Origin of the sequence: Nonomuraea rosea, assembly GCF_039539705.1 — a bacterium.
GTDB lineage: Bacteria > Actinomycetota > Actinomycetes > Streptosporangiales > Streptosporangiaceae > Nonomuraea > Nonomuraea rosea.
The window spans coordinates 236,124-262,396 of record NZ_BAABDQ010000010.1 but is presented as its reverse complement, the minus strand read 5'-3'; the positions used below and the strand labels follow the sequence as shown (position 1 = coordinate 262,396).

The window sequence follows — 26,273 nt, the reverse complement described above, 5'->3', positions numbered from 1 at the left end:
AGAGCCTCCGGTCATGCGCCACCGACCGGGGGCTCTTATCCATTTGCCCCGAACACCACGTTCATCGGACAATTGACCTTCGTGCCCGCTGGACTGAAACGCCTTCTCCGTAATCTCGCGATAGACGTGGGCCCGTTGCGGGATTCTCGCGACTATCGCCTGCTGTTCTCGTCCGGCGTCATCACGATGTTCGGCACGATGATCTCGATGGTCGCGGTGCCGTACCAGATGAAGGAGCTCACCGACTCCTACCTGGCCGTCGGCCTGGTGAGTCTCGCGGAGTTCGTGCCCATGGTCGTGTTCGGCCTGTGGGGCGGCGCGATCGCCGACTCCCTCGACCGCCGCAAGATCATCGTCTGGTGCGAGCTGGGCCTGCTGGTCACCTCGGCGGCCCTCATGGTCAACGCGCTGCTGCCCAACCCCCAGGTCTGGGTCCTGTACGTGGTCGGCGCCGCCTCCATGGGCATCGCCTGCCTGCAGCGCCCGAGCCAGGAGGCCACCCTGCAGCAGGTGGTCCGGCACGAGCAGCAGGGCGCGGCGGCGGTCCTGTCGAGCCTGCGCTGGAACTTCGGCGCCATCGTGGCCCCCGCGCTCGGCGGCCTGCTGGTCACGACCTGGGGCACCGCCGCCGCGTACGCCATCGACACCGCCACCTTCGTGCTGTCCATGCTCCTTTTGTGGCGCATCCGTTCCCTGCCGGCCGCCGAGGACGCCGCGCCGGCGTCGCTGCGGTCGCTGGTCGAGGGCATGCGATACGCCGTGGGCCGCCGCGACCTGATGGGCACGTATCTGGTGGACATCGCGGCGATGGTGTTCGCGATGGCGACGGCGCTGTTCCCGTTCCTGGCCGACGAGCTGCGCACGCCGCAGGCGCTCGGGCTGCTGTACTCAGCCGGCGCGGTGGGCGCGCTGATCGCCTCGCTCACCGGCGCCTGGGCGGCCCGCGTCCAGCGTCAGGGCCTCGGCGTGATCATCGCGGCCGCGCTGTGGGGCGTCGCTGTGGCCCTCTCCGCCCTGGCGCCGAACATCTGGATCCTGCTCGTCTGCATCGCCTTCGCCGGCGCGGCCGACATGGTCAGCGGCATCTTCCGCATGACCATGTGGAACCAGACGATCCCACGCGAGCTGCGCGGGCGGCTGGCGGGCATCGAGCTCCTCTCCTACGCCAGCGGCCCGATGCTGGGCAACGCCCGAGCCAGCCTGATGGCCAACTTCGGCGGCACTCGCTTCTCCCTCGGAGCGGGCGGCCTGCTCTGTGTCGCCGCCGTCATGGCCCTGGGCGCGGCACTGCCCAAGTTCCGCGACTACGACGCGAGAACCGACGAGCACGCCCTGGCAGAAAAGGCCCGCCGAGAGGCCAGCGAACAGGCCCTCGCCTGACCCCGAGCAGACCGCCCCGTTCCGCAGCCTGTGACGTAAAGTCAGCGAACCACGACACCAGGTTGGTAGCGTCCAGCCATGACGGCCGATGCGGTGAGCGGAGAGATGGGCACTCCCTCGCTGCCTGACTGGGTCTTCCCGCCACGGGGAGGCTTCACCGCAGAAGACCTCGACCGCATTCCAGACTTGCCCGCACATACAGAGCTGATCGACGGAAGCTTGATCTTCGCGAGTCCGCAGGCTTCCTTCCACGCACATCTGGTCGATCTCTTGCTCACCGGTCTACGCCAAACCGTGCCGGGAGATCTTCGTGTGCGGCGAGAGATGAGCGTCATCCTCGCCCCCAGTCAGCGCCCCGAGCCTGACATCATGGTGATCAAGGCCGAGGCCGTGCGAAACCTTACCGACACCTTCTACGCCGCGGCAGACGTCGTCGTCATCGTCGAGGTCGTCTCCCCGGAATCGAAGCTGCGCGATCGCCACCGGAAACCACAGCTCTACGCGGAGGCCGGCATCCCGCATTTCTGGCGGGTCGAGAATGACTCCGACAGACCTGTGGTCTATGTCTACGCGCTCGACCCGGCCACCAAGTCCTACGCCCTCACCGGCATCCACTACGAGTCTCTGAAGCTGACCGTCCCCTTTGACCTGGCCATCGACCTTACCGAGATCGACAAGCTCTGAGCCCAGCGAGAGCCGGTCAGCCCGCCTCCCGCCACCCCTCATAGCGTTCCACCAGCTCATCCACCTTCGCCAGGGCACCTTCGTCAAGCCCTTCGACGACGACCAGCCACTGCGCGCTCTCGGCGTCGTCCTCCCCCGCGAGCGTCTCCCGCACCACCCGAGGCACCCCGAGCGCGGCGAACCACTCCCCCAGCGTCTCCGCGACCTCCTCGGCGTCATCCCGTTCCGCGAACACGAGCAACTGCCTCATGCCCACCATTGTCCAGCCGTCACGGACGGAAGGAGGCCAGGGGGCTCTCATGCCGCGGCTCGTACAGACCGATCACCGCGCCACTGGGCAAGGTCAGCGTCGTGACCAGGCCATATTCCCTCTCGGCGACCGGCCCCACCTCGACCCCCTTGGCGGCCAGCTCCGCGGCGGTCGACTCGAGGTCGTCGCACATCAGGTGCATCATCACCGTGGAATCGCCATCGGTCGGATGCACGCCCAGCTCGGACGGCGGCGTCTCGAAGATCAGCCACCCGCCTCCCGACGCCGGATCCTCCACCGACGGCCAGCCGAGCACGTCACGGAAGAACGCCCGGTCCGCCACCGGATCCCGGCTGTTCAGCAGCAAATGCACTCCCTGAATCACCCTCACACCATCTCACAGGACCCTGCGATCCGGCCGGGCCCCGCACCACGGAGTAGGGTCGGTCCGTGCCCGTCGAGATAGAGATCCTCAGGGAGGCGAGCGACGAGATCGTGGACGCGTTCGCCCTCCTGCTGCCGCAGCTGTCGGCGTCCGCGAAGCCGCTCGACCACGCCACCCTGACCCGCCTGGCAGCCGCCGACACGATCACCGTGCTGCTGGCCCGCGCCCAGGGCCGCATCGCCGGCACCCTGACCCTGGTGATCATCCCGCTGCCCACCGGCGCCCGCGCACGCATCGAGGACGTCGTGGTGGACGAGGCCGCCCGCGGCCAGGGCGTCGCGGCGGCCCTGACGACCCGGGCCGTCGAGCTCGCCCGCACAGCCGGCGCCCGCACCGTCGACCTGACGTCGCGCCCATCACGAGAGGCGGCCAACCGCCTGTACGAGCGCCTGGGCTTCCAACGCCGCGACTCGACGCTCTACCGGTACGCGCTGGCCGACTAAGACAGCTGCGTGTACGCCCGTTCACAAGGCGTGAGCACAATAGATTGGTAGCGTTGGAACATGACTGCCGAAGCGGTGATCTTTGCGATGACATCTCCCTCGCTGCCCGACTGGGTCTTTCCGCCACCGCAGGGTTTCGTAGCAGAAGATCTCGATCACATTCCGGATCTGCCTGCACACACAGAGTTGATTGATGGAAGCTTGGTCTTCGTGAGCCCCCAGCGAGACTTCCATACCTCCGTCCTGTTCTTGCTGCAGACAGGTCTGCGCAATGCAGCGCCAGAGGGATATCGGGTTCGCCGAGAGATAGGCGTCAAGCTCGGCCCCCGGCAGCGTCCCGAGCCCGATCTGATCGTGCTGGGACCCGGTGCCGTCATCAGGAACAGCGCGACCTTCTACGAAGCCGAGGACGTCACGCTGGCGATTGAGGTGGTCTCCCCGGAGTCCGTGGTGCGCGATCGCAAGCGCAAGCCGGTCCTCTACGCCGAAGCGGGCATCCCGCACTTCTGGCGCGTCGAAGAGCGCGAGGACGCGGCGGTCGTCTACGTCTACGAGCTCGACCCCGCGACCAACACCTACTTCCACACCGGGATCCACCACACCAAACTCAAGGTGGACGTCCCCTTCCCCATCGACGTCGATCTCACGGAGATCGACACCATATGACGAAGGGCCGGCACGGCCTCCGCCGTACCAGCCCTTCGGCCAGCGCTCAGACGCTACGGAGCTGAGCCCCCACCCGGTCGGCCGCCATCGCCACCGCCGCGTCCCTCGCCGCCGTCGTCTCCTCGACGGTCAGCGTACGGTCGGCGGCGCGGAAGCGCATCGAGTAGGCCAGCGACTTGTTGCCCTCGCCCACCTGCTCCCCCGCGTAGACGTCGAACAGCCGGATCGACTCCAGCAGCTCGCCGGCCCCGTCACGCAGGGCCAGCTCCACGTCGGCCACCGGCGTGAAGTCGGGCACGATCAGCGCGACGTCCTGCGTGGCCACCGGATAGGCGGACACGACGGGCGCGTCGACCGGCCCCGTCATGGCGGCCTCCAGGCGCGACAGCTCCAGCTCCATGGCCACGGTCCGCTTGGGCAGCCCGTACGCCTCGACGACCCGCGGATGCAGCTCGCCCGCGTGCCCCACCAGCGTGTCACCGGCGTAGAGGGCGGCGCAGCGGCCCGGATGCCACGGCTCGTGCTGGTCGGCGCTGATCGACAGCTCGACCCGCGACTCGGCCGCCACCAGGCGCGCGGCGTGTACGGCGTCGGCCCAGGAGGCCGCCCGCCCGGGGCCCCACCAGCCGGACCCTTCGAACTCGCCGGCCAGCACGACCGCGACCCGCAGCGGCTGGTCGGGCAGCGCCGCCTCGATCGAGGCCAGCTCCTCGGCGGTCGGCCGCCGCTCGACGCCGAGCACCGGCGCCGTCGAAGGAGCACCCTCGCGCGGCCGGTAGACCGGCCCCGTCTCGAACAGCGCCACGTCGGGGAACCCGCGGCCGACGTTGCGCACCAGGGTCTTGAGCAGCCCCGGCAGCAGCGTCGTGCGCATCAGCGGCTCGTCCTCCGACAGCGGGTTGGCCAGCCGCATGGCCCGGCGCCGGGCGTCGTCGGAGGGGAGCTGCAGGTGGTCGAAGTCGTCGGGGCTGATGAACGGGTAGTTGAGCACCTCGACGTAGCCGCCTTCGGCCAGCGCGCGGCCGACCCTCCTGCGCAGCCGCTGCCCCTCGGTCAGCCCGGCCCCGGCCGGAGCCGAGGGCAGCACCGACGGCAGGCTCTCGTAGCCCTCCAGCCGGATGACCTCTTCTGCCAGGTCGTTGGGGTCGGTCAGGTCGGGCCGCCAGGACGGCGGCGTCACCGTGATCATGTCGGCGCCGGTGACGGCCAGCCTGGCCGCCAGCGCGCCGCCGGTCACGACCCCGGTCGGGTCGACGCCGCCCTGCCGCACGGCCGGGTCGTCGCCGCCCGTCACCACGCAGCCGACCTGCTCCAGCCGCGCGACCACGGTCTCCTTCGTGTACGGGACCCCGGCCACGGTGCCCGGATAGCCGGACGGGATCGCGATGCGCGCGGGCGACACCTCGGCCTCGGCGTGCGTGACGCCGGGCGACACGGTGGCGCCGCCCAGCTCGGCCAGCATCTGCACGGCCCGCCACGAGGCGACGAGCGGCAGCTCCCGGTCGACGCCCCGCTCGAACCGCTTGGACGCCTCCGACACCAGCCCGTGCCTGCGCGACTCGCGCGAGATGCCCGTGGCGGAGAAGTGAGCGGCCTCGACGACGATGTCGGTCGAGCCGCCGGAGATCTCGGTCTCCAGCCCGCCCATCGTGCCCGCCATCGAGATCGGCCCCGACTGGTCGGTGATGAGGATGTCGTCGGGGTCGAGGGCGCGCACGACGTGGTCGAGCGTCTCCAGCCGCTCGCCCGCCGCGGCCCTGCGCACGACGATCTCGCCGCTCAGCTTGTCGCGGTCGAACGCGTGCAGCGGCTGCCCGAGCTCCAGCATCAGGTAGTTGGTGACGTCCACGGCCAGCGACACCGGCCGCATGCCGGCCCGCGTGAGGTGTACGCGCATCCAGAGCGGGCTCTCGGCGGCCGGGTCGAACCCGCGGACCTCACGGAGCACGAACCGGTCGCACGCGGTCGGGTCGGCGATCGAGGCCGGCCACGACGGCTCGGGCTCGGCGGGCAGCTCCACGTCGGCGGGGTCGCGGAAGGCCACGCCGAACCCGGTCGCCGCCTCGCGCGCCACGCCTCTGATCGACAGCGCGTAGCCGATGTCGGGCGTGATCTCCAGCTCGATCACGTCGTCGCGCAGCCCGAGCAGCTCGACCACGTCGGTGCCGATGGGCGTGTCAGGGGGCAGCACCATGATGCCGTTGTGGTCGTCGCCCAGCCCGAGCTCGCGCTCGGAGCAGATCATGCCCTCGGACAGGCGCCCGTACGTCTTGCGCGCGCCCACCTCGAACCCGCCGGGCAGCACGCCGCCGGGCAGGACGACGGGCACGCGGTCACCGGCGGCGAAGTTCGTGGCGCCGCAGACGATCTCGCGCGGCGTCGCCTCCCCCACCTCGACCTTGCAGTGCCTGATCGGCTTCTTGAACCCGGACAGCTCCTCGATCTCGAGAACCTCGCCGACGACGACGTTCTTGACGTCGTGGCCGTGCGAGGTGATCGACTCGAGCTTGAGCCCGGCCGCGGTGAGCTTGTCGGCCACCTCGTGGGCCGTGACCGCCGGGAGATCGACATACTCCCGCAGCCAGGAGAGCGGGACCTTCATCAGATCTCCATTCCGAACGGGAGCGTGAAGCGCACGTCTCCCTCGACCATGTCACGCATGTCCTCGGCGTTGTGGCGGAACATCAGCGTCCGCTCGATGCCCATGCCGAAGGCGAACCCGGAGTAGCGCGCGGGATCGACACCGCACGCGACGAGCACGCGCGGGTTGACCATGCCGCAGCCGCCCCACTCGATCCAGCCCTCCGACTTGCAGGTGCGGCAGGGCGGGTTGCCGGGGACCGCCGAGGCGCCCCGGCAGACGAAGCACTTGAGGTCCATCTCGGCGGACGGCTCGGTGAACGGGAAGTAGTTGGGCCGGAACCTGGCCGTGATGCCCTTGCCGAACATCACCTCCGCGAACCGGTCGAGCGTCCCCTTGAGGTGGGCCATCGTCAGCCCCTCGTCCACGGCCAGCCCCTCGGTCTGGTGGAAGACCGGGGTGTGAGTGGCATCGAGCTCGTCGGTGCGGAACGTCTTGCCCGGCGAGATCACGTAGACCGGCAGCTCGCGCTGGAGCAGCGCCCTGATCTGCACGGGCGAGGTCTGCGTGCGCAGCACCATGCCGGAGCCGGTGGACCCGACGAAGAACGTGTCGTGGTCGGAGCGGGCCGGGTGGTCCTTGGCGATGTTGAGGGCGTCGAAGTTGAACCACTCGCCTTCGAGGTCGGGCCCCTCGGCCACCTCGTAGCCCATGGCGACGAACGCGTCGGCGATGCGCTCCTGCAGCGTGGTCAGCGGGTGGCGGGCGCCGCGCGGCCGCCGGTCCCACGGCAGCGTGACGTCGACGGTCTCCTCGACGAGCACCCGCGCGTCGCGCTCGGCCTCCAGCTCGGTCTGGCGGGCGGCGAGCGCCTCGTTGATCGTACGGCGCGCGCCGCCGACGCGCTTGCCGGCCTCGGCGCGGGCCTTCGGCGGCAGGGCGCCGATCTCGCGGTTGGCCAGGGCGATGGGCGAGCGGTCGCCCGCGTGCGCCAGCCTGGCCTGCTTGAGTGCGTCGAGGCTGGCAGCGGCCTTGATCGCCGCGATGGCGTCGGCCTCCATGCGGGACACCTCGTCGGCATGCAACGGTGTCACCTCGACGGGGTCGTAGTCAGACAAGAGAGAGCTCCGTATCCAGGGCTTGAGCGAAAAGAGTCTAGTGGGGCCCGCCCACCGGGCCCGAATCAAGCGACTAGACAGACGCGAAGTCGGGCGTGCCGGTGGGCACGGTAAATCGGAACTCCGCACCGCCCTCGGGCGCCCGCTGCACGGCGATCGTGCCGCCGTGCGCCTCGACCAGGCCCTTCACGATGAACAGGCCCAGCCCGGTGCCGCCGCGCCTGCGGCTGTTGCCGCCGCGCCAGAACTGCCTGAAGACGCGCGGAGCCAGCTCGGGCTCGATGCCCTCGCCCTCGTCGCGCACCGACACGGCAACTCCCCATCCGACGGACTCGATCTCGATCGTCACAGTGCCACGCCCGTGACGCACCGCGTTCTCCACCAGATTACCCAGGATCTGGTCGATCTTGTCCTGGTCGAGCCACATCTCCGGCAGATGGTCGCCCACGATCAGGCGGTAGCGGTCTTCCGGCTCGCCCGCCGCGACCCGGCCCGCGATGAGCCTGCGCACCCTGGCCGGAACGTCCACGACCTGGCGGCGCACCTCCAGCCGGCCCGACTCGATCCGCGAGACGTCGAGCAGCTCGGTGATCAGCCTGGTGACCCGGTCGGCGTCGTTGTTGACGGTCTCCAGCATGACGCGCTTCTGCTCGTCGGTGAACCGCGTCCACTTGGCCAGCAGCGTGGCCGTGAATCCCTTGACGCTGGTCAGCGGCGAGCGCAGCTCGTGGGCCACGGTGGAGACCAGGTCGGCGCGGCTGCGCTCAAGCCGGGCGCGGGCGCCGCCGTCGCGCAGGGTGATCGCGACCCGCTCGACCTCGCCGCCGCGCTCCGGCTCGCGGACGAGCCTGGCCGCGACGTAGAGCTCCTGACCGCCGGGCAGGTGCAGCGGGCGCTCCGGCACCCTGCTCCTGCTGGGCAGGCCGCCTTCCGGGTCGAGCGCCTTCCACCAGTCGCGCCCGTCATGGTCGCGGAAGGGGAAGATGTCGTTCATGTGCCGACCGACCGAGCGCTCCATGGCGACCCCGGTGAGCCTCGCCGCAGCCCGGTTCACGGCCACGACACACCCATATCGGTCGGTCACGATAAGACCGTCGGGAAGGTCGTCGATGGCGATCGTGCACGCGGCGGCCACCACTCGCCCGTCGGTGTCTGCGCCGTGCACGACCTCGCCTCCTCCGCCTACAACGCCGACAATAGCGGGTTTCCAACCACCTAGGGCACCCGCTGCGCCCTGGCGGAAGAGTAAAGGCATACCGCCGCCGCAGTGGCCAGGTTCAGACTTTCAGCCTGTCCGTAGATGGGCACTCTCACCACATCGTCCGCCTCGGCGAGTATCTCCTCCGGCAGTCCCCAAGCCTCGTTGCCGAAGATCCACGCAGTGGGTCCCGACAGATCGACATCGTCGAGCGTGTGCTTGCCCGCGCCGTCTGCCGCCAGCACGCGCAGCCCCCGCTCCTTGAGTTGACGCACGGCGGCGCTCACCGGTGCACCGATGGCGACCGGCAAATGGAACAGACTGCCGGCGCTGGCGCGTACACACTTGCCGTTGTACGGGTCGACGGACGCGTCGGTGAAGATCACCGAGTCGGCGCCGGCGGCGTCGGCGGCCCGCATGACGGTGCCGGCGTTGCCGGGGTCGCGCACGTGCGCGAGCAGGGCGACCAGACGCGGCGTGCCGTCCGCACCCCCCAGAGCCTGCTCCAGCGGCACGTGGACGAGCCCGCACACGGCCAGCAGTCCCTGCGGCGTGACGGTCTGGGAGAGCTCCGACATGACCTCGCCGCTGGCGCGGTGGACCGGGACGCCCTGGAGCGTGGCCTCGGTGATCAGCTCAGGGTGGCGCAGCTCGGCCTCGGCCGTGGCGAACAGCTCCAGGGTCACGCCGCCGAGCTTGAGCGCCTCGCGCACCGCCTGCGGCCCCTCGGCCAGGAACTTGCGATCCTGCTCCCGGTAGGCCCGCTTGGTGAGCCGCCTGGCCGCCTTCACCCGCGGCGACCTCATGTTGGTCAGCTCAGACCCGGCCATGCTCTCCCTCTCGTGTGCATACAGCAAAGGGCCCACCGTCATCGGTGGGCCCCTCGTTCAAGACAGTCGCTTCAGCTCGCGGCCGGAGCGTTCACGTCCGCCGGAAGCGCCTTCTTGGCGGCCTCGACGAGCGTGGCGAAGGTCTGGCTGTCGTTCACCGCGAGGTCGGCGAGGATCTTGCGATCGACCTCGATGTGCGCCAGGCGCAGACCCTGGATCAGACGGTTGTAAGTCATGCCGTTCTGGCGTGCGGCGGCGTTGATCCGCTGGATCCAGAGACGACGGAACGCACCCTTACGGTCCTTGCGGTCCCGGTAGGCGTACGTCATCGAGTGGAGCATCTGCTCCTTGGCCTTGCGGTAAAGCCGTGACCGCTGGCCACGGTAACCGCTCGCCCTCTCGAGGACGACCTTGCGCTTCTTCTTGGCGTTGAGCGCCCGCTTCACGCGTGCCATGTTCTATCTCCCCGGGGGTTCGCGCTACTTGGCGAGCAGCTTCTTGATCTTCTTGGAGTCGGCGTCGGAAAGGACGACCTCGTTCTTGAGACGGCGCGTCAGCGTGGACGACTTCCACTCGTTGTAGTGCGCGCGGTTGGCGCGGCGGCGCTTGATCTTGCCGGTACCGGTGATCCGGAACCGCTTCTTCGCACCGCTGTGCGTCTTCATCTTCGGCATGTCGCCGTCTCTCCTCGTTTCGGTCGTGCCGGTGGCCGGGCCGGTGCTGGCCGGCCCGGTCGCGGCGTCTTCGTCTGCCGGTGGCTGCTGGGGGTAGGCGCAGACCCCGCTACCTGCGAAATACCGCTGGCGCGAGGCACCGTTGTAAGGCTAACCCCAACTGCGGGTCACTCTTCCGGTATGGAGGGCTCCTCGCCCACGGAAGGCTCCTCGCCGCCACGCTGCGCCTTGGCCGCGGCCTTTTCCGCCTTGGCCTCGGCCTTCTTCTTGTGCGGACCGATCACCATGATCATGTTACGGCCGTCCTGCTTGGCGTGGGACTCGACGAACCCCAGCTCCTGGACGTCGTCCGCCAGCCGCTGCAGCAGCCGGAAGCCGAGCTCCGGCCTGGACTGCTCGCGACCACGGAACATGATCGTGACTTTGACCTTGTCCCCCGCCTTGAGGAACCGCACCACGTGACCCTTCTTGGTCTCGTAGTCGTGCGGGTCGATCTTCGGCCGGAGCTTGATCTCCTTGATGATCGTGTGCGCCTGATTCTTGCGCGCCTCGCGCGCCTTCATCGCGGACTCGTACTTGAACTTGCCGTAGTCCATGAGCTTGCACACGGGCGGTCGAGCCGTCGCCGCGACCTCGACGAGGTCGAGGTCGGCTTCCTGGGCGAGCTTCAGGGCGTCGTGAATCGAGACGATGCCTACCTGCTCGCCGTTCGGGCCCACGAGGCGAACCTCGGGAACTCGGATACGCTCGTTGATGCGGGGCTCAGTGCTGATGGGGCCTCCTAGGTTTGCGATCCCTACGTGCTCGTCGTGCCGGGAGCTTCGCGTGGAACACGAAAAGCCCCGCACGTCGCGCATGCGGGGCCACAGAGCTCTTTGGCTTCGTGACCTCGAGCTCCCCGGAGAAGTCCGGCGTGATCCTGGACCAGGTCACCGTCGGTGACTAGGTGGGAGGGAGACCTCCGCTTGCGCGTCCAGCAAAGATGCCGGACCGATCAGGGAGCTACATTACCACAACCACCAGGCTTCCTCGAATCATCCCTGCTGGCCAAGCTGTTCGCGCCGCCTGCGGATCTCGGCCTCCCCGGCCGCCCGCATCGCCTCCACCGGCACGTCCGCCCGGCCGGTCATCAGCTCCACCTGCCGCACCGCCTGATGCAGCAGCATCGCGAACCCCCCGACCACCGTGCCCCCCGCGGCCCGCACGGCCGCCGCCGTGCCCGTCGGCCAGGGCGAGTAGACCACGTCGAAGAGCGCCGGCACGCCCGCCAGCCGGGCCGCGAACATGTCGGCCGCCCCGCCGGGCAACGTGGACACCACGAGGTCCACCCGGGTGAGCGCGTCCAGTTTGTCGAACGTCTCCACCGCCAGCGCCACGCCGAGCCGCTCGGCCACCTCGGCCGTCTCCCCGGCCCGCGCGGGCTCGCGCACCAGCAGCGTCGCCGAGAACAGGCCCAGGTTGCGCAGCGCCGCCAGCGCGGAGGCCGCCGTGGCGCCGCCGCCCAGCACCGTGGCCGAGCGTGGAGCGGCCACCCCGGCCTCGGCCAGCGCCTGCTCGATGCCGTAGACGTCGGTGTTGTCGCCGTGGCGCCGCCCGTCGCGGAACACCACGGTGTTGGCCCCGCCGACCTCGACGGCCAGCTCGGAGACGGTGTCGAGCAGGGGCAGCACGGCCCGCTTGAGCGGCATCGTCAGCGACAGCCCCGCCCAGGCGTCCTCGTCGCCGGGCACCTGCCCGCGAACCGGCCCCAGCTCGCGCAGCAGCCCGGGCAGCCGCGCCTCATCGCACTCGAACGCCTCGTAGCTCCACCCGCCGAGCCCCATCGCCTGGTAGGCGGCCCTGTGCAGGTAGGGCGAGAGCGAGTGATCGATGGGCGACCCCATCACCGCAGCCCGCATCCCCACTCCTTCCGACCTCGAAGACCTTACCGCCAACCCTCACCCATCCACCCGCCCCGCAGACCCCCCGCCACGCCGAACCGCCAGCAGCTCTCGCCACACCGCGGCCGAGCGCCGCCACCTCCCGCGGAAACGCCCGAGAGCGGGCCGTCCCGAGTAGGGCTGATGCCCGAGGGCGGGCCGTCCTGTGTAGAACGACCCGCTGACGCCCGGCGGCGAGCCGTCCCGAGGGGGACGACCCGCCGCCATGGCAGGCAGTGCGGGTCCGAACCACCCGGACGGCCCACCGGACGCGCGTCACGGTGGGCCGACCCGCCGCTGGAGGAGCGTCCCTTCGAGGGACGGTCACCCGCGACGGCGGGAGGCGCCCACCGTGCGCAGCCGTAAAGGATGGAGGTGGGTTCTAGCCGCCGTTCCGCCGGTATTCAGCAAGGAGCGCCTGGCGTTCGGCCTCGGTGGTGGCGAACTTGGTGACGTTGCTCTTGGGGTCGGTGGCCACGAAGTACAGCCAGTCGCCCTTGGTCGGGCTGAGGGCCGCCTCGATGGCGTGGTCCCCGGGGTTCGCGATCGGGCCGGGCGGCAGACCGTAGTACAAGTACGTGTTGAACTTGTTCTTGGTCTTCGTCTCCTCGAACGTCGCCGCGGTGCCGTACTTGTTCAGGGCGTACATGACCGTGCTGTCCATCGCCAGCTTCATCTGCGGCTTGCTGTCGAGCCGGTTGTAGATGACCCGGGCGATCTTCGGCATGTCCTCGGCGCGCCCCGCCTCGGCCTGCACGATGCTCGCGATGATCATGATCTCGTGCGGCGTGTGGCCGAGCGACTTCGCTCCGCCCTCAAGGTCCACCTTCTCGGCCGTCTTCTTGAACCGGTCGACCATCGTCGCCAGCATCTGCGACGGGGTGGTCTTCGGCTGGAACTCGTACGTGGCGGGGAAGGCGTAGCCCTCCAGCTTGTTCTTCGCGTAGGACGGCAGGTCGAGCTCGCCGACGTCCTTGGCCGCGGCGGTGAACTCCTTGACGGGCTTGCCGGTCTTCTCGGCGAGCGTGGTCAGGGTGTCGGACAGGCGCAGGCCCTCCTTGACCGTCACCGTGGCGAGCAGCCGGTTCCCCGGGACGAGCTGCGCGACGGCGCTGGCCGCCGGCATCTTCTTGCGCAGTTTGTACGAGCCCGGCTGCAGCTTGTCGCTCATGTTGGCGTTGGCGATCGCGTTGGTGAACGCTCTGGCGCTGGCCACGACCCCCTGCTTCTCCAGCTCCAGTGCCACTTCCGACGCGCTCTGGCCGTCCTTGATCTCGATGACGACCTCACCGGTGCCCTGGCCGGTGTAGTCGTCGGGCACGAGCGCGTCGCTGAGCCACAGGTAGCCGTAGTAGCCACCGCCGCCGAGGATGCCCGCCAGCACGACGAACGCGAGCAGCGGGGCCATGAAACCGCCCCGGTTGCGGCGCCTGCGCCGCCGGCGGCCACGCCGGGCGGACGCCCGGGAGGCGCGGGTACGACCTTCGTCGTCCTCCGCGCCGAGCAGGTTGTTCAGATCGAGATCGTTCATAGGTGCGCTGGCCAATCTCCCGGTTCGGCCCGCCGGTCGTCAAGCGAAACTGCCCAACTGGCTGGGGTCACCGAGCGGAACTGGGGGAACCGCCGGGCACGCTCCCGCAACCGGCGGAGATCACTCTGGGTAGCCATGCTAGGGGACGGAAAGAGAGCGCATGCCCTGTTTTGGGGCTTTTGCGCGGGAACGGAGTGGGTCCCGTCGAACATCAGCTCGTCCCGAGGTTCTTGTTCAACTCTTCCCGGTATCTCACGAACTCGCTCTCTTTGTTGGTGAATTTGGTGATTCTATGCGCCGGATCTGTCGTCACAAACCAGTGCCAATCGCCATCCGCCGGGTTCAAGGCCGCCATCAGCGCCTTCTCTCCAGGATTGGCGATGGGCCCTGGCGGCAGTCCTTTGTGGCGATAGGTGTTATAAGGAGAGTCGACCTTGGTGTCGCCCTCCGTTACCCGCAGTGTCCGACGTTTCTGCGCGTACAGGACAGTGCTGTCGATCTCCAGCGGAGTGTTCTTCCTGAGGCGGTTGTAGATCACTCTGGCGATCTTGGGGTAGTCCTCGTCGGTCCCGCCCTCGGCCTGGATCATGCTGGCCACCGTAACGGCCTCCAGAGGCGTCAGGTGCACGCGTGCGGCCTGCTCCACCAGGCCCACCTGCCGGGCGGCGGCGCCGAAGCGCTCGGCCATGGCCGCCAGCACGTCCACGGCGGAGTCCCCGGGCTCGATCTCGTACGTCGCGGGGAACATGAACCCTTCGAGCCCCTGGGCGTATTCGGGCAGCCCGACGAGACCCTTGTCGACGTTCTCCAGCTCCTTGAGCGGCAGCCCGGCCTGCTGGGCCAGGCGGCGCAGCATCTCGGCCGTGCGCATGCCCTCGGGCAGCGTCACCCGCCGCACGATCCTGGACGCGGGCGCGAGCAGCAGGTCGAGCGCCGCCCCCGCCGCCATGCCCTTACGCAGCCGGTAGTGGCCGGGCCGCAGCCGGTCGGTCACCGCGCGGTCCTCGGTCGCCTTCACGAACGACCGAACGCTCGCCACCACCCCGGCCTCGGCCAGCGCGGAGCCGATGGCCTCCGCGCTGGAGCCGGGCGCGATGCGCACCGTCACGGCGCCGTTGCCGGCCCCGTCGAAGTCGTCGGGGCTCACGTACGGCTTGATCACCGTGATCGCCCCCACGCCCAGCGCCACCACGGCGGCCACCAGGCCCGCGGACAGCAGGCCGGCCTTGCGGACGGCGCCATGCCGCCGGGCGGGCAACGGGATGACCTCCGCCTCCTCGCCGGCCTGCCGCTCCGGATTCGCCGGCTCGGGCTCGCCGGCCGGCGGCCCGGCCTCCTGGGTGTCTCCCTCATCCGCGGAACGGAACGGGATCACGTCGCCGACGTCGTCGTCGTTCTCCTGCGGGCCGCTCATGAGGCAGGTCCGTCGGCCGCTGGGGGCGGTTCGACGGGCCTGCCTGGTGGTCTCTCGGTGGCGCGCTCGGAGTCGAGCGCATCCTGCAACAGCACGACCGCGGCCGCCTGGTCGACGACCCCGCGCTGCTTCTTGGCCTTCACGCCGCTGGCCCGCAGGCTCTGCTGCGCCGCCACCGTGGTCAGCCGTTCGTCGAACAGCCGCACGGGCGTCGGCGCGAGCCGCACCGCGAGCTTGACGGCGAACTCGCGCGCCAGCGTCGCCGCCTGCCCCTCGCGGCCCGACAGTGAGGTGGGCAGCCCCACCACCACCTCGATCGCCTCGTGCTCCGCGACGATCACGGCGATGCGCGCAAGGTCGCCCTTGCCCCGCCGTACGGTCTCCACCGGCGTGGCCAGCATGCCCGAAGGGTCACTGCGGGCCACCCCGATGCGTACGGAGCCGACGTCGACGCCGATCCGTGAACCGAACCTCATGTCAGCGGCCGGACTATCCGGCGATCTGCTCAGCGATGGCCTGCTCGACCAGGCGCAGCGCCTCGCCGATCGCCTCCGGTCGTGTGCCGCCGCCTTGCGCGACATCGTCCTTGCCGCCACCGCCACCCCCAAGAGCCTTGGCGGCGACGCCGACCAGTCTCCCGGCCTTGAGCCCCCGCTCGCGCCCCGCCTCATTGACCGCGGCAACCACCACCGGCCGGTCGGAGGGGGCACCGGCGATCACAATGACCGCCGGTCTGTCGGCCGGGAACCTGCCACGCACGTCAAGCGCGAGCTTACGCAGGTCATCGGCACCGGTGCCATCAGGCGCGCGGTGTGTCACCACGGCGGCTCCCTGCACGTCACGAGCCTGGGCCGCCAGATCGCCTGCCACCTGGAGCACCTGGGCCGAGCGGACCTTCTCCAGCTCCTTCTCCGCCGTGCGCAGCCGGGTGACGATGCCCTCGATGCGCTCGGGCAGCTCCTCGCGGCGCGCCTTGAGCTGCTCGGTGAGCTGCGCGACCAGCACGCTCTCGCGCGCCAGGAAGCGGAAGGCGTCGATGCCGACGAGCGCCTCGACGCGGCGCACGCCCGCGCCGACCGACTGCTCGCCCAGCACCTTGACCAGGCCGAGCTGGCCGGAGCTGTGGACGTGGGTGCCGCCGCACAGCTCGCGCGAGTAGTCGCCGATCTCGACCACGCGGACCTCGTCGCCGTACTTCTCGCCGAACATCGCCAGCGCGCCCATCGCCCTGGCCTCCGCCTGGGAGGTGTAGAAGGCGTTGACCTTGAGGTCGTTGATGAGCACGGCGTTGACCTCGTCCTCGACGTCGCGCAGCACGCTCTGCGGCACCGCGCCCGAGGCGGTGAAGTCGAAGCGGAAGCGGCCGGGCGAGTTTTCCGAGCCCGCCTGCGCCGCCGTCTCGCCGAGCGCGTTCTTGAAGCCGCGGTGGACGAGGTGGGTGGCGCTGTGGCTGCGCGAGATCGCGCGGCGGCGCTCCAGGTCGATCTCCGCCTGCGCCTCGTCGCCGACCTTCAGCTCGCCCGAGCGGATCTTGCCGCGGTGCACGACGAGGCCCGCGATCGGCGACTGCACGTCGACGATCTCCGCCTCGGCGCCGCTGGTGCGGATCACACCCTGGTCGGCGAGCTGGCCGCCGCCCTCGGCGTAGAAGGGGGTGCGCCCGAGCACGATCTCCACGGTCGTGCCCGCGCCCGCCGCGGGGACGGGGACGCCGTCCACGAGGATGCCGACGATGCTCGTGTCGGCCTCGGTCTGGTCGTAACCGAGGAACTCGACCTTGCCCGCCGCCTCCAGCAGCTGCCCGAACACCGAGATGTCGGCGTTGCCGGTCTTCTTCGCCGCCGCGTCGGCCTTGGCCGCCTGCTTCTGCTCCTTCATCAGGCGGCGGAAGCCCTCTTCGTCGACCGTGAGCCCGTGCTCGGCCGCCATCTCCAGCGTCAGGTCGATCGGGAAGCCGTAGGTGTCGTGCAGCTTGAACGCCTGGTCGCCCGGGATCGTGGTGCCGGACTTGCGCTTGGTCTCCTCCACCGACACGTCGAAGATCGCGGTGCCGGTGCGGAGCGTGCCGAGGAAGCTCGCCTCCTCCGCGTCGATGATCCCGTGGATCTGCGGCGCGTCGGTCTTGAGCTCGGGGTACTGCTCGCCCATGACGTTGAGCGCGACGTCGGTCAGCTCGTGCATGTAGCGCTCGTCGCCGGAGCCGAGCAGCCGCAGGTTGCGTACGGACCTGCGCAGGATGCGGCGCAGGACGTAGCCGCGGCCCTCGTTGCCCGGCATGACCCCGTCGGCGACCAGCATGGTGCCGGTGCGGACGTGGTCGGCGATCACCCGCAGGCTGACGTCGGCGCGGTGGTCGCGCCCGTAGCGGGTCTTGGTGAGCTCGGCCGCCCTGTCGAGGATCTTGTACGTGGTGTCGATCTCGTAGAGGTTGTCGACGCCCTGCAGGATCGTCGCCATGCGCTCCAGGCCCATGCCGGTGTCGATGTTCTTCGCCGGCAGCTCGCCCGCCACGTCGAAGTCGACCTTGGTGCGGACCTGGCTCAGCTGATACTGCATGAAGACGAGGTTCCAGACCTCGAGGTAGCGGTCCTCGTCGGCGACGGGGCCGCCCTCCTTGCCGTATTCGGCGCCGCGGTCGTAGTAGATCTCCGAGCAGGGCCCGCCAGGACCGGCGACGCCCATGTGCCAGTAGTTGTCCTCCAGGCCGCGGCGCTGGATGCGCTCGTCGGGCACGCCGACGCGGTTGCGCCAGATGTCGTAGGCCTCGTCGTCGTCGTGGTAGACGGTCGCCCACAGCCGGTCTTCGGGGAAGCCGAAGCCGCCGTCGGACTCGGAGCGGGTGAGCAGCTCCCACGCGAACGGGATCACTTCGGCCTTGAAGTAGTCGCCGAAGGAGAAGTTGCCGAGCATCTGGAAGAACGTGGCGTGCCGCGTGGTCTTGCCGACCTCTTCGATGTCGGGGGTGCGCACACACTTCTGCGCGGTGGCCAGCCGGGACGCCGGAGGCTTGCGCTGCCCCAGGAAGTACGGCTTGAACGGCACCATACCGGCAGGAACCAGGAGTAGCGTCGGGTCCTCAGCGATCAGGCTGGCCGAGGGCACTACCTTGTGCCCACGCTCCTCGAAGAAGCGCAGGAAGCGGCGGGCGATCTCTGCCGACTCCATTGTGGCCATCCTTTACGTTGTGGTGATCATCGGTGGTCATCTGTTGTCGTCATCAGGGTTGTCGAGTCCGAAGCGAGCTCGCAACTCTGTTTCGCGCTCGGCGGCCTCGCCGGACACGTCAGAGGTAAAGTCTCTCACCCGCCGGAGCATCCCCGCGGCGCCGTCGGCGGTCCTGCGGGCCACATGGTCGGGGTGCAGCGCCTGCAGCCTGCGCATCACCCAGAAGGCGAGGAACGCGCCGAGCGACAGGTAGAACAGCCTCCTGATCATCGGGGCCGCCTCTGCACCGGTCGCTGCCTGGGCTTGCGGGCCCGGCGGGCCTCGATGGCGCGGCGCACGCCGTAGCCGAGCGACGACACCTTGATCAGCGGACCGGTGAAGATGGTCTGCGTCACCCCACTGAGCTTGGCCGCGTGCCCGCTGACCTGCTTGACGTCCCTGGCGATGGCCTCGACCGCGGCCAGCTGCCTGTTGGTCTCGTTGACCGTGACACTCATGTCGTCGAGCAGCGGCGTCAGGCGGTTGTTCAGGTCGGAGACCGCCTTGGTGGTCTCGGTGAGCAGCCTGGCGAGCTTGACGAGCACCATGGTGAGAACGCAGACCAGGACTATCCAGCCCGTGGCGGCGATCAGCCCGGCGACCTCTCCAGCGGTAAGCATCCGCTCATCTCCCTCGTAAGCTGGGCCGGAACGGCAAGACCCTATCGCGTTCGAGTGACAACCTTACTGAGGACGGCGGGCTCGGCCTGGCCGCCGCGTCGGGCCCTGGCACTTCCATGACCACCCGCCCGCGCCCGCCACGGGTCCCGATCTCCGGCTCGACCAGCCGTTATCTCACGCGTACGAGCCGCGCGCCGGGTTCATCTGATCGCGCCACGCAAAGCCGGTATCGCAACCAGCTGAATGCCGGACCCCGGACCCGGAACCCCTGTTGGAGCCGGGACCGGAACCCGATTCCGGGCCAGGACCGGAGCCGGGATCACGGCCCTCTGAGGAAGTCGCGGATCTTGGCCCAGCGCTCGGCCACCGGAGCCTCGGCGCCGTGCCGGGTCGGCTCGTAGTAGCGCCGCTCGCGCACCTGCTCGGGCGCGTACTCCTGACGGACCAGCCCGTGGTCGAAATCGTGCGGGTACTTGTATCCGTCGCCGTGCCCGAGCTTGGCCGCCCCCGGGTAGTGGGCGTCCCGCAGATGGCCGGGCACCTGCCCGATCAGCCCGCGCCGGACGTCGCCGATCGCCGCCCCGATGGCCTTGACCACCGCGTTGGACTTGGGCGCCATCGCGCAGTGGATGACCGCGTGCGCCAGGTTGATCTGCCCCTCCGGCAGCCCGATGAGCTGCACCGCCTGCGCGGCGGCCACGGCGGTCTGCAGGCACGTGGGGTCGGCCATGCCGACGTCCTCCGAGGCGAAGATGACGATGCGGCGGGCGATGAAGCGCGGGTCCTCGCCGGCCTCGATCATGCGGGCCAGGTAGTGCAGCGCCGCGTCGGCGTCGGAGCCGCGCATGGACTTGATGAACGCGCTGATCACGTCGTAGTGCTGGTCGCCCTGCCGGTCGTAGCGGACGGCCGCCTTGTCGACGGCCTTCTCGACCCCTTCGACGGTGATGCGGGGGACCGGCTCCTCCTGCGCGGCCGACGCGTCGTCGTCGCCTTCCGGCAACTCCAGCAGCCCCTCTGAGGGCCCATCTGACGGCCCCTCTGAAGGCTCGGCCAGGAGCGCAGCGGCCTCCAGGTACGTCAGCGACCGGCGCGCGTCCCCGCCCGCCAGGCGTACCAGATGCTCCATGGCCTCGGGCGCGAGCGTGACGCGTCCGCCGAGGCCGCGCGGGTCGGACACGGCGCGTTCCAGCACCACGCGGATGTCGTCGTCGGACAGGGATTCCAGCGTGAGCAGCAGCGAGCGCGACAACAGCGGTGAGATGACCGAGAAGAACGGGTTTTCGGTGGTCGCCCCGATGAACGTCACCCAGCGGTTCTCCACGGCCGGCAGCAGGGCGTCCTGCTGCGCCTTGTTGAAGCGGTGCACCTCGTCCACGAACAGCACGGTCTGCCGGCCGCTCATGCCCAGCTCGCGCCGGGCGTTGTCGATGGCGGCGCGGACGTCCTTGACGCCCGCCGACACGGCCGAGACCTCGACGAAGCGGCGCTTGGTGACATTGGAGACCACGTAGGCGAGGGTGGTCTTGCCGGTGCCCGGGGGACCCCACAGGAACAGCGACATGGGCGCCTCGCTCTCGACCAGCCGCCGCAGCGGGGTGCCGGGGCCGAGCAGGTGACGCTGGCCGATCACCTCGTCGAGGTTGCGCGGGCGCATCCGCACCGCGAGGGGCTGCGGGGTGGCCTCCTCAGCCGCCGAATCGAACAGGCTATCCACAACGCGAGATTACACGGTGGGACGGCCCCCAGCGCCCCGCACGCCACAAGCAGCGGGCAGCGACGGCCCGAGCGTCCCACGCACCGCAGACAGCGGGCAGGACGGCCCGAGCACGCGCGGGGGCGAGCGCTACGAGCCTCACACCGCCGGCAACGCGGGGGCGGGCGCTAGGAGCCCCAGACCGCTCTCGCGCCGGAGTCGCCCGCACGGAACACGAAGTAGCCCGCGACGGCGGCCAGCACCAGCGTCAGCACCGACAGCCCCAGCGTGACGGGCCGGCCGAGCCGGTCGCCGCCGACCGAGTCGCGGGCCGGCCGGGTGGCGTACACGAGCAGCAGCGCCGCCACCGCAAGCCCGACCACCGACAGCAGCAGCGGATTGGCGAAGCTCTGGTGGGTGGAGATCCGCGCGCCCAGCGCGCCGTCCGCCGTGGCGAAGCGAGCGGACCTGAGGCTCTCACCGCTCTGCTTGGCCGCGAAGACGGCCGCGGGCGCGGCCAGGGAGAGCAGCACCACCGCCCACGCGACGTACGCGCGCCGGCGCGACAGCAGCGCGTAGGCCGCGGCGACGGCGACGAGCAGCGGGGTCAGCACTACGGCGAAGTGAATGATCAGCGGATGGGCCGGCAGGCCCAGGATCTGGTCGAACATGTGGGGTCTCCTTAGTGCTCATTTCAACTACGCATCCCAGCACGATATGGTTCGCGATCACTCGTGCCACAGAGACCGGCTTTGGCCACTTACATCCGGCACATATCGGAGGCCGGTAGCATTCGGCGAGTTGTTTGGTCATGTGTCGGCAAAATGAAGGAGACAAGCGGTGAGCGGCGACGACGACCGCAAGAGCGAGCTGGCGCGGGAGCACAAGGAGCGGCAGGAGAAGCGCGCAGCCGACCAGCCGTCCAGCACGAAGCGGAACACCTTCATCGGCGCGGGCGTGGCCGTGGTCGTGGTCGCGGGCGGCATCTTCGCCGCGACCACCCTGGCCGACAGCAACAAGACGGACCCGGCGGCGGCCAGCTCCCCCTCCGCCTCGGCGACCTCCGCCGCTCCCACGGAGCTGCCGACCACCACCCCGACGACGAAGCCGGGCGCGGTCGCATGCTCGTACAAGCGTGACGATTCGGTACCGAATAAGTACGTCGGCATGCCGGGCAAGAAGCCCAATCTGAAGCTTTCGACGATGACCGTGACCACCAACCACGGCGACATCGTCATCCAGGTCGATCCGAACGCCACCCCGTGCACGGTCAACTCGATGTCGTTCCTGTCGAAGAAGCACTTCTACGACAACACCAAGTGCCACCGGCTCGCCACGCCCGAGACGGCCGGCATCTTCCTGCTGCAGTGCGGCGACCCGCAGGCCAAGGCCGACGGCAAGAACCCGACGGACGGGCAGGGCACGGCGGGCTACGTGTTCGCCGACGAGGCCGTGGGCGCCATCCCCTACACCAAGGGCGTGGTGTTCCTGACGCAGCCGCTCGACGCGGCCGGGCAGAACAGCAGCCAGTTCGCCATCTCGCTGTCGGACGAGAACTCGCAGCTCGAGCCGACCTACTCGGTGCTGGGCATGGTCACGTCCGGCCTGGAGATCATCGAGAAGGTCGCCAAGGACGGCGTGCTCACCAACCCGGACGACATCACCGGGGACGGCGGCTCCAGCGCGCCGAAGAACCCGATCATCATCAAGCGCGTCACGCTCAAGTAGCGGCCGCGATCTGAAACGGCAGGCACCCGAGCGGGTGCCTGCCGTTTCACGTTGTACGGGAGCGACGGGAGCGCCGCGTCACACCTCGGCCTTCGGCTTGGCGTCGACGCCCGCCTCCTTGCGCTGCTCGGTCGTGATCGGCGTGGGCGCGGCCGTGAGCGGGTCGAACCCGGAGGCCGTCTTCGGGAACGCGATCACGTCGCGGATCGACTCGCCGCCGGACAGCAGCATGCAGATCCGGTCCCAGCCGTAGGCGATGCCTCCGTGCGGCGGAGGGCCGTACTTGAACGCCTCCAGCAGGAAGCCGAACTTGCTCTCCGCCTCCTCCTTGGAGATGCCCAGCACGTCGAACACGCGCTGCTGCATCTCGGCCCGGTGGATACGGATCGAGCCGCCGCCGATCTCCATGCCGTTGCAGACCATGTCGTAGGCGTAGGCGAGGGCCTCGCCCGGGTGGTCCTGGAAGTTGTCGGCCCACTCGGGCTTGGGCCCGGTGAACGGGTGGTGCACGGCCGTCCAGCCGATCTCCGCGCCGGAGTCGTCGGTCACCGGCTCGAACATGGGCGCGTCCACCACCCACAGGAACGACCACTGCGACTCGTCGATCAGCCCGCAGCGGCGGCCGATCTCCAGCCGGGCCGCGCCGAGCAGGTCACGCGAGGCGCTCTTCGCCCCGGCGGCGAAGAAGACCGCGTCGCCCGGCTCGGCGCCGACCTTGGCGGCGAGCCCGGAGATCTCCTCTGCGGACAGGTTTTTCGCGACCGGGCCGCCGAGCGTGCCGTCCTCCTGCACGAGCACGTAGGCCAGGCCCTTGGCGCCGCGCGAGCGGGCCCACTCCTGCCAGCCGTCGAGCTCCTTACGGGTCTGCGAGGCGCCGCCCGGCATGACCACGGCGCCGACGTAGGCGGCCTGGAAGACGCGGAACGTGGTGTCGGCGAAGTAGCCGGTCATCTCGACCAGCTCCTGGCCGAAGCGCAGGTCCGGCTTGTCGGAGCCGTAGCGGGCCATCGCGTCGGCGTAGGTCATGCGCGGCAGCGGCGCCGGGATCTCGTAGCCGGCGATCTCCCGCCACAGCCTGCCGATCAGCTTCTCGCCGACCTCGATGACGTCTTCCTGGTCCACGAAGGACATCTCGACGTCGATCTGGGTGAACTCCGGCTGCCGGTCGGCCCGCAGGTCCTCGTCGCGGTAGCACTTGGCGAGCTGGTAGTAGCGCTCCAGGCCGGCCACCTGCAGGAGCTGCTTGAACAGCTGCGGCGACTGCGGGAGCGCGTACCAGTTGCCCGGCTGCAGGCGTACGGGCACCAGGAAGTCGCGGGCGCCCTCGGGCGTCGAGCGGGTCAGCGTCGGCGTCTCGACGTAGACGAAGCCCAGCTCGTGCATGGTCTCGTTGGCCAGGTAGGTGGCCTTGGAGCGGGTACGCATCGCGGCGGCGACCTGCTGGCGGCGGATGTCGAGATAGCGGTATTTGAGGCGCGCCTCCTCCGACACCCCCACGTTGCCCTCGATGGGGAACGGCAGCGGCGCCGACTCGCTCAGCACCTCGACGCGCTCGGCCACGACCTCGATGGCGCCGGTGGCCAGGTCGGGGTTCTCGTTGCCCTCGGGACGCACCCTGACCAGGCCGACCACCCGTACGCAGTATTCGGCGCGCAGGTCGTGGGCGTGGTCCTCCTCGCGGAAGACCACCTGCGCCGAGCCGGAGGCGTCGCGCAGGTCGATGAAGACCACGCCGCCGTGATCACGGCGGCGGGCCACCCATCCTGCGAGCGTCACCTGCTGCCCGGCATGCTCCTCGCGGAGCGACCCGGCCGTATGCGTGCGGATCACTGCACTTTCCCTTCATGCGGATAGGAGAAGGGCGGCAGCGACCGGGCGCGTGCCGACTGGCGGATCACTGCACTTTCCCCTTCAAGAAGTCGACGACCTGGGCCAGAGGGACCTCGGTCTGCTCAGCGGTGGTCAGGTCTTTCACTTGCACGGCCTCGGCCGCGAGGTCACGCTCGCCCAGGATCAGCGCGTACGTGGCTCTCGAGCGGTCGGCGCCCTTCATCGCGCCCTTGAGCCCCTTGCCGCCGAAGGCCATGTCGGCGCTGACGCCCACCTCGCGCAGCTCGCTGATGAGCAGGAACATCCGGCGGCGGGCGTCGTCACCCAGCGGGACACCGTACACCTGGAGGCGGGACTCCGCGGCGTCGCCGAGCAACCCCTCGGCCTCCATGGCCAGGAACGTGCGGTCGACGCCGAGCGCCCACCCGACGCTGGGCAGCGGCGGGCCGTCGAGCATCTCGCTGAGACCGTCGTAGCGGCCGCCGCCGCCGACGGCGGACTGCGAGCCGAGACCGTCGTGCACGAACTCGAACGTGGTGCGGGTGTAGTAGTCGAGCCCGCGCACCAGGCGCGGGTCGTCCTCGAAGGCCACCCCCGAGGTGCTCAGCAGGCCGCGGACCTCTTCGTGATAGGCCGTGCACGCCGCGCACAGGTGGTCGACGACCAGCGGCGCGCCGTCGAGCTGGGCCCGCACCTCCGGCCGCTTGTCGTCGAGCACGCGCAACGGATTGATCTCGATCCGCGCCCTGGTGTCCTCGTCGAGGTCGAGCCCGCGCAGGAACTCCTGCAGCGCCGCACGGTAGGCGGGCCGGCAGGTCTTGTCGCCCAGCGAGTTGATCAGCAGCCGGACGCCCTTGAGGCCGAGCGAGGCGAAACCGCGGGCGCCGAGCAGGATCAGCTCGGCGTCGAGCGCCGGGTCCTCCGAGCCGAGGGCCTCCGCGCCGACCTGCCAGAAGTGGCGGTAGCGGCCCTTCTGGGAGCGCTCGTAGCGGAACTGACTCCCGGAGTACCAGAGCTTGACCGGGAGCTGGCCGATGTGCAGGTTGTGCTGCAGCACCGCGCGCACGACCGAGGCCGTGCCCTCGGGGCGCAGCGTCAGGGAGCGGCCTCCCTTGTCGGGAAAGGTGTACATCTCCTTGGACACGATGTCCGTCGACTCGCCTACGCCCCTGGCGAACAACTGTGTGTCTTCGAAGACAGGCGTCTCGATGTAGCCGTATCCCGCCCGGCGCAGGGGCGCGACCAGCGCCTCGCGTACGGCCAGAACCCGCTCGGAGCGGGGAGGCAGCCAGTCGAAGGTGCCTTTCGGTGCTTGGAAGCTCATTAGATCCCTCGTGTGGGACCGGCGTGCGGCGCCGCCTCTTTCAAGTATGGGTTGGTTGCGCGCTCGCGGCCGATCGTGGTCTGTGGTCCGTGGCCCGGCAGGACGACCGTATCGTCAGGCAGCGGCAGGCACTTGGTAGCCAGGCTGCGCAGGATCGTCGGATAGTCGCCGCCCGGAAGGTCGGTGCGTCCGATGGAGCCGGCGAACAACAGGTCGCCCGAGAAGAGAACCTCGTCATCGGGCAGCCGGAAGCCCACCGACCCCCTCGTATGGCCGGGCGTGTGATCGACCACGAGCTCCAGGCCCGCAAGCCGGAGCACGGCCCCGTCGGCCAGCTCGCGCACGTCGTCGGGCTCGCTCAGCGTCAGACCGGCGAACATCGAGGCGCTCGTGCCCGACCAGCCCGCGGCCGGGTCGCTCAGCAGGTGGCGGTCGTCGGGGTGGATCCACGCCGGCACGTCGCGCGCGCCGCAGACCGGGGCCACCGACCAGACGTGATCGAGGTGCCCGTGGGTGAGCAGGACCGCGACCGGCTTGAGCCGGTGCTCGCGCAGCAGCTCGTCGACGCCGTCGGTCGCGTCCTGACCTGGGTCGACGATCACGCACTCCTCGCCGGCGGCAGGCGCGACAACGTAACAATTAGTCTGGAAGGCCCCTGCGGGGAAGCCGGCGATGAGCATCTGCCTCAGGTGATCTCGTCGAAAAGCCAATGGGAATGTAACCGAAGGGTACCGGTGC

General features: G+C 69.8%; 26 protein-coding genes. 5 read left to right on the top strand and 21 right to left on the bottom strand.

Annotated features, from left to right (window positions below):
* Positions 1–126: 126 nt before the first annotated feature.
* On the top strand, positions 127–1,380 hold the full coding sequence (locus ABEA43_RS24715) for an MFS transporter (protein WP_345565263.1): 1,254 nt from the start codon (positions 127–129) through the stop codon (positions 1,378–1,380).
* Positions 1,381–1,458: 78 nt separating this feature from the next.
* The gene (locus ABEA43_RS24710) at positions 1,459–2,064 is read left to right on the top strand and encodes a Uma2 family endonuclease (protein WP_345565261.1); all 606 of its coding nucleotides are present in this window, start codon (positions 1,459–1,461) and stop codon (positions 2,062–2,064) included.
* 16 nt (positions 2,065–2,080) lie between these two features.
* Here ABEA43_RS24710 and ABEA43_RS24705 read toward each other — a convergent pair whose 3' ends face one another.
* Entirely contained in the window at positions 2,081–2,314 is a 234-nt protein-coding gene (locus ABEA43_RS24705) for a hypothetical protein (RefSeq protein ID WP_345565259.1), read from the bottom strand.
* 19 nt (positions 2,315–2,333) lie between these two features.
* The gene (locus ABEA43_RS24700; protein ID WP_345565258.1) at positions 2,334–2,681 is read right to left on the bottom strand and encodes a VOC family protein; all 348 of its coding nucleotides are present in this window, start codon (positions 2,679–2,681) and stop codon (positions 2,334–2,336) included.
* Positions 2,682–2,764: 83 nt separating this feature from the next.
* Between ABEA43_RS24700 and ABEA43_RS24695 the strand changes: the two genes are divergently transcribed.
* Together ABEA43_RS24695 and ABEA43_RS24690 are read left to right on the top strand one after the other, a co-directional pair.
* A complete protein-coding gene (locus tag ABEA43_RS24695) occupies positions 2,765–3,202 on the top strand; it encodes a GNAT family N-acetyltransferase (RefSeq protein ID WP_345565256.1) in 438 nt (145 codons plus the stop codon).
* Positions 3,203–3,289: 87 nt separating this feature from the next.
* Entirely contained in the window at positions 3,290–3,868 is a 579-nt protein-coding gene (locus ABEA43_RS24690) for a Uma2 family endonuclease (protein ID WP_345565397.1), read from the top strand.
* 46 nt (positions 3,869–3,914) lie between these two features.
* Here ABEA43_RS24690 and ABEA43_RS24685 read toward each other — a convergent pair whose 3' ends face one another.
* The 16 genes from ABEA43_RS24685 to ABEA43_RS24610 form a co-directional block, all read right to left on the bottom strand.
* Positions 3,915–6,470, bottom strand: coding sequence for a phenylalanine--tRNA ligase subunit beta (locus ABEA43_RS24685; protein ID WP_345565255.1), 2,556 nt, complete (start codon positions 6,468–6,470; stop codon positions 3,915–3,917).
* Complete coding sequence (gene pheS, locus ABEA43_RS24680; RefSeq protein WP_345565396.1) at positions 6,470–7,510, bottom strand: phenylalanine--tRNA ligase subunit alpha; 1,041 nt, start codon at positions 7,508–7,510, stop codon at positions 6,470–6,472. The genes ABEA43_RS24685 and pheS overlap by 1 nt, the downstream gene beginning before the upstream one ends.
* A 130-nt stretch (positions 7,511–7,640) precedes the next feature.
* Positions 7,641–8,732 carry a sensor histidine kinase gene (locus tag ABEA43_RS24675; RefSeq protein ID WP_345565253.1) on the bottom strand — a complete coding sequence of 364 codons (1,092 nt, stop codon included), beginning with the start codon at positions 8,730–8,732 and terminating at the stop codon, positions 7,641–7,643.
* Between the two features lie 50 nt (positions 8,733–8,782).
* The gene (locus ABEA43_RS24670; RefSeq protein WP_345565251.1) at positions 8,783–9,595 is read right to left on the bottom strand and encodes a TrmH family RNA methyltransferase; all 813 of its coding nucleotides are present in this window, start codon (positions 9,593–9,595) and stop codon (positions 8,783–8,785) included.
* Positions 9,596–9,666: 71 nt separating this feature from the next.
* Positions 9,667–10,050: a 50S ribosomal protein L20 gene (rplT, locus tag ABEA43_RS24665; protein WP_345565249.1), complete on the bottom strand. Its 384-nt coding sequence runs from the start codon at positions 10,048–10,050 to the stop codon at positions 9,667–9,669.
* A gap of 24 nt (positions 10,051–10,074) precedes the next feature.
* On the bottom strand, positions 10,075–10,269 hold the full coding sequence (gene rpmI / locus ABEA43_RS24660; RefSeq protein ID WP_103958467.1) for a 50S ribosomal protein L35: 195 nt from the start codon (positions 10,267–10,269) through the stop codon (positions 10,075–10,077).
* A 167-nt stretch (positions 10,270–10,436) separates the two neighbouring features.
* Positions 10,437–11,117, bottom strand: coding sequence for a translation initiation factor IF-3 (infC, locus tag ABEA43_RS24655; RefSeq protein WP_425570360.1), 681 nt, complete (start codon positions 11,115–11,117; stop codon positions 10,437–10,439).
* 186 nt (positions 11,118–11,303) lie between these two features.
* Positions 11,304–12,167 (bottom strand): shikimate dehydrogenase, encoded by an 864-nt coding sequence (locus ABEA43_RS24650; protein ID WP_345565246.1) that lies wholly within the window; start codon positions 12,165–12,167, stop codon positions 11,304–11,306.
* Positions 12,168–12,570: 403 nt separating this feature from the next.
* Positions 12,571–13,719, bottom strand: a complete 1,149-nt coding sequence (gene mltG / locus ABEA43_RS24645) for an endolytic transglycosylase MltG (RefSeq protein WP_345565245.1) — start codon at positions 13,717–13,719, stop codon at positions 12,571–12,573.
* 211 nt (positions 13,720–13,930) lie between these two features.
* Entirely contained in the window at positions 13,931–15,133 is a 1,203-nt protein-coding gene (gene mltG, locus ABEA43_RS24640) for an endolytic transglycosylase MltG (RefSeq protein WP_345565243.1), read from the bottom strand.
* Complete coding sequence (gene ruvX, locus ABEA43_RS24635) at positions 15,130–15,609, bottom strand: Holliday junction resolvase RuvX (protein WP_345565241.1); 480 nt, start codon at positions 15,607–15,609, stop codon at positions 15,130–15,132. Before ruvX ends, mltG (ABEA43_RS24640) begins: the two co-directional genes overlap by 4 nt.
* A gap of 13 nt (positions 15,610–15,622) precedes the next feature.
* Entirely contained in the window at positions 15,623–18,298 is a 2,676-nt protein-coding gene (gene alaS, locus ABEA43_RS24630; protein WP_345565239.1) for an alanine--tRNA ligase, read from the bottom strand.
* Positions 18,299–18,334: 36 nt separating this feature from the next.
* Positions 18,335–18,568: a hypothetical protein gene (locus ABEA43_RS24625; RefSeq protein ID WP_345565237.1), complete on the bottom strand. Its 234-nt coding sequence runs from the start codon at positions 18,566–18,568 to the stop codon at positions 18,335–18,337.
* Positions 18,565–18,957: a DUF948 domain-containing protein gene (locus ABEA43_RS24620; RefSeq protein WP_345565235.1), complete on the bottom strand. Its 393-nt coding sequence runs from the start codon at positions 18,955–18,957 to the stop codon at positions 18,565–18,567. Before ABEA43_RS24620 ends, ABEA43_RS24625 begins: the two co-directional genes overlap by 4 nt.
* A gap of 319 nt (positions 18,958–19,276) precedes the next feature.
* Entirely contained in the window at positions 19,277–20,614 is a 1,338-nt protein-coding gene (locus ABEA43_RS24615; RefSeq protein ID WP_425570359.1) for a replication-associated recombination protein A, read from the bottom strand.
* Positions 20,615–20,841: 227 nt separating this feature from the next.
* Positions 20,842–21,324: a DUF2231 domain-containing protein gene (locus ABEA43_RS24610; protein ID WP_345565231.1), complete on the bottom strand. Its 483-nt coding sequence runs from the start codon at positions 21,322–21,324 to the stop codon at positions 20,842–20,844.
* A 169-nt stretch (positions 21,325–21,493) separates the two neighbouring features.
* Between ABEA43_RS24610 and ABEA43_RS24605 the strand changes: the two genes are divergently transcribed.
* Positions 21,494–22,381, top strand: a complete 888-nt coding sequence (locus ABEA43_RS24605) for a peptidylprolyl isomerase (RefSeq protein ID WP_345565229.1) — start codon at positions 21,494–21,496, stop codon at positions 22,379–22,381.
* Positions 22,382–22,459: 78 nt separating this feature from the next.
* Here the strand turns inward: ABEA43_RS24605 and aspS are convergent, their stop codons facing one another.
* The 3 genes from aspS to ABEA43_RS24590 all read right to left on the bottom strand — a co-directional run bounded on the left by aspS (position 22,460) and on the right by ABEA43_RS24590 (position 26,215).
* Positions 22,460–24,211, bottom strand: a complete 1,752-nt coding sequence (gene aspS, locus ABEA43_RS24600; RefSeq protein ID WP_345565227.1) for an aspartate--tRNA ligase — start codon at positions 24,209–24,211, stop codon at positions 22,460–22,462.
* Positions 24,212–24,275: 64 nt separating this feature from the next.
* Positions 24,276–25,535 carry a histidine--tRNA ligase gene (gene hisS / locus ABEA43_RS24595; protein WP_345565225.1) on the bottom strand — a complete coding sequence of 420 codons (1,260 nt, stop codon included), beginning with the start codon at positions 25,533–25,535 and terminating at the stop codon, positions 24,276–24,278.
* The gene (locus ABEA43_RS24590; RefSeq protein ID WP_345565223.1) at positions 25,535–26,215 is read right to left on the bottom strand and encodes an MBL fold metallo-hydrolase; all 681 of its coding nucleotides are present in this window, start codon (positions 26,213–26,215) and stop codon (positions 25,535–25,537) included. Before ABEA43_RS24590 ends, hisS begins: the two co-directional genes overlap by 1 nt.
* Positions 26,216–26,273: the final 58 nt, after the last annotated feature.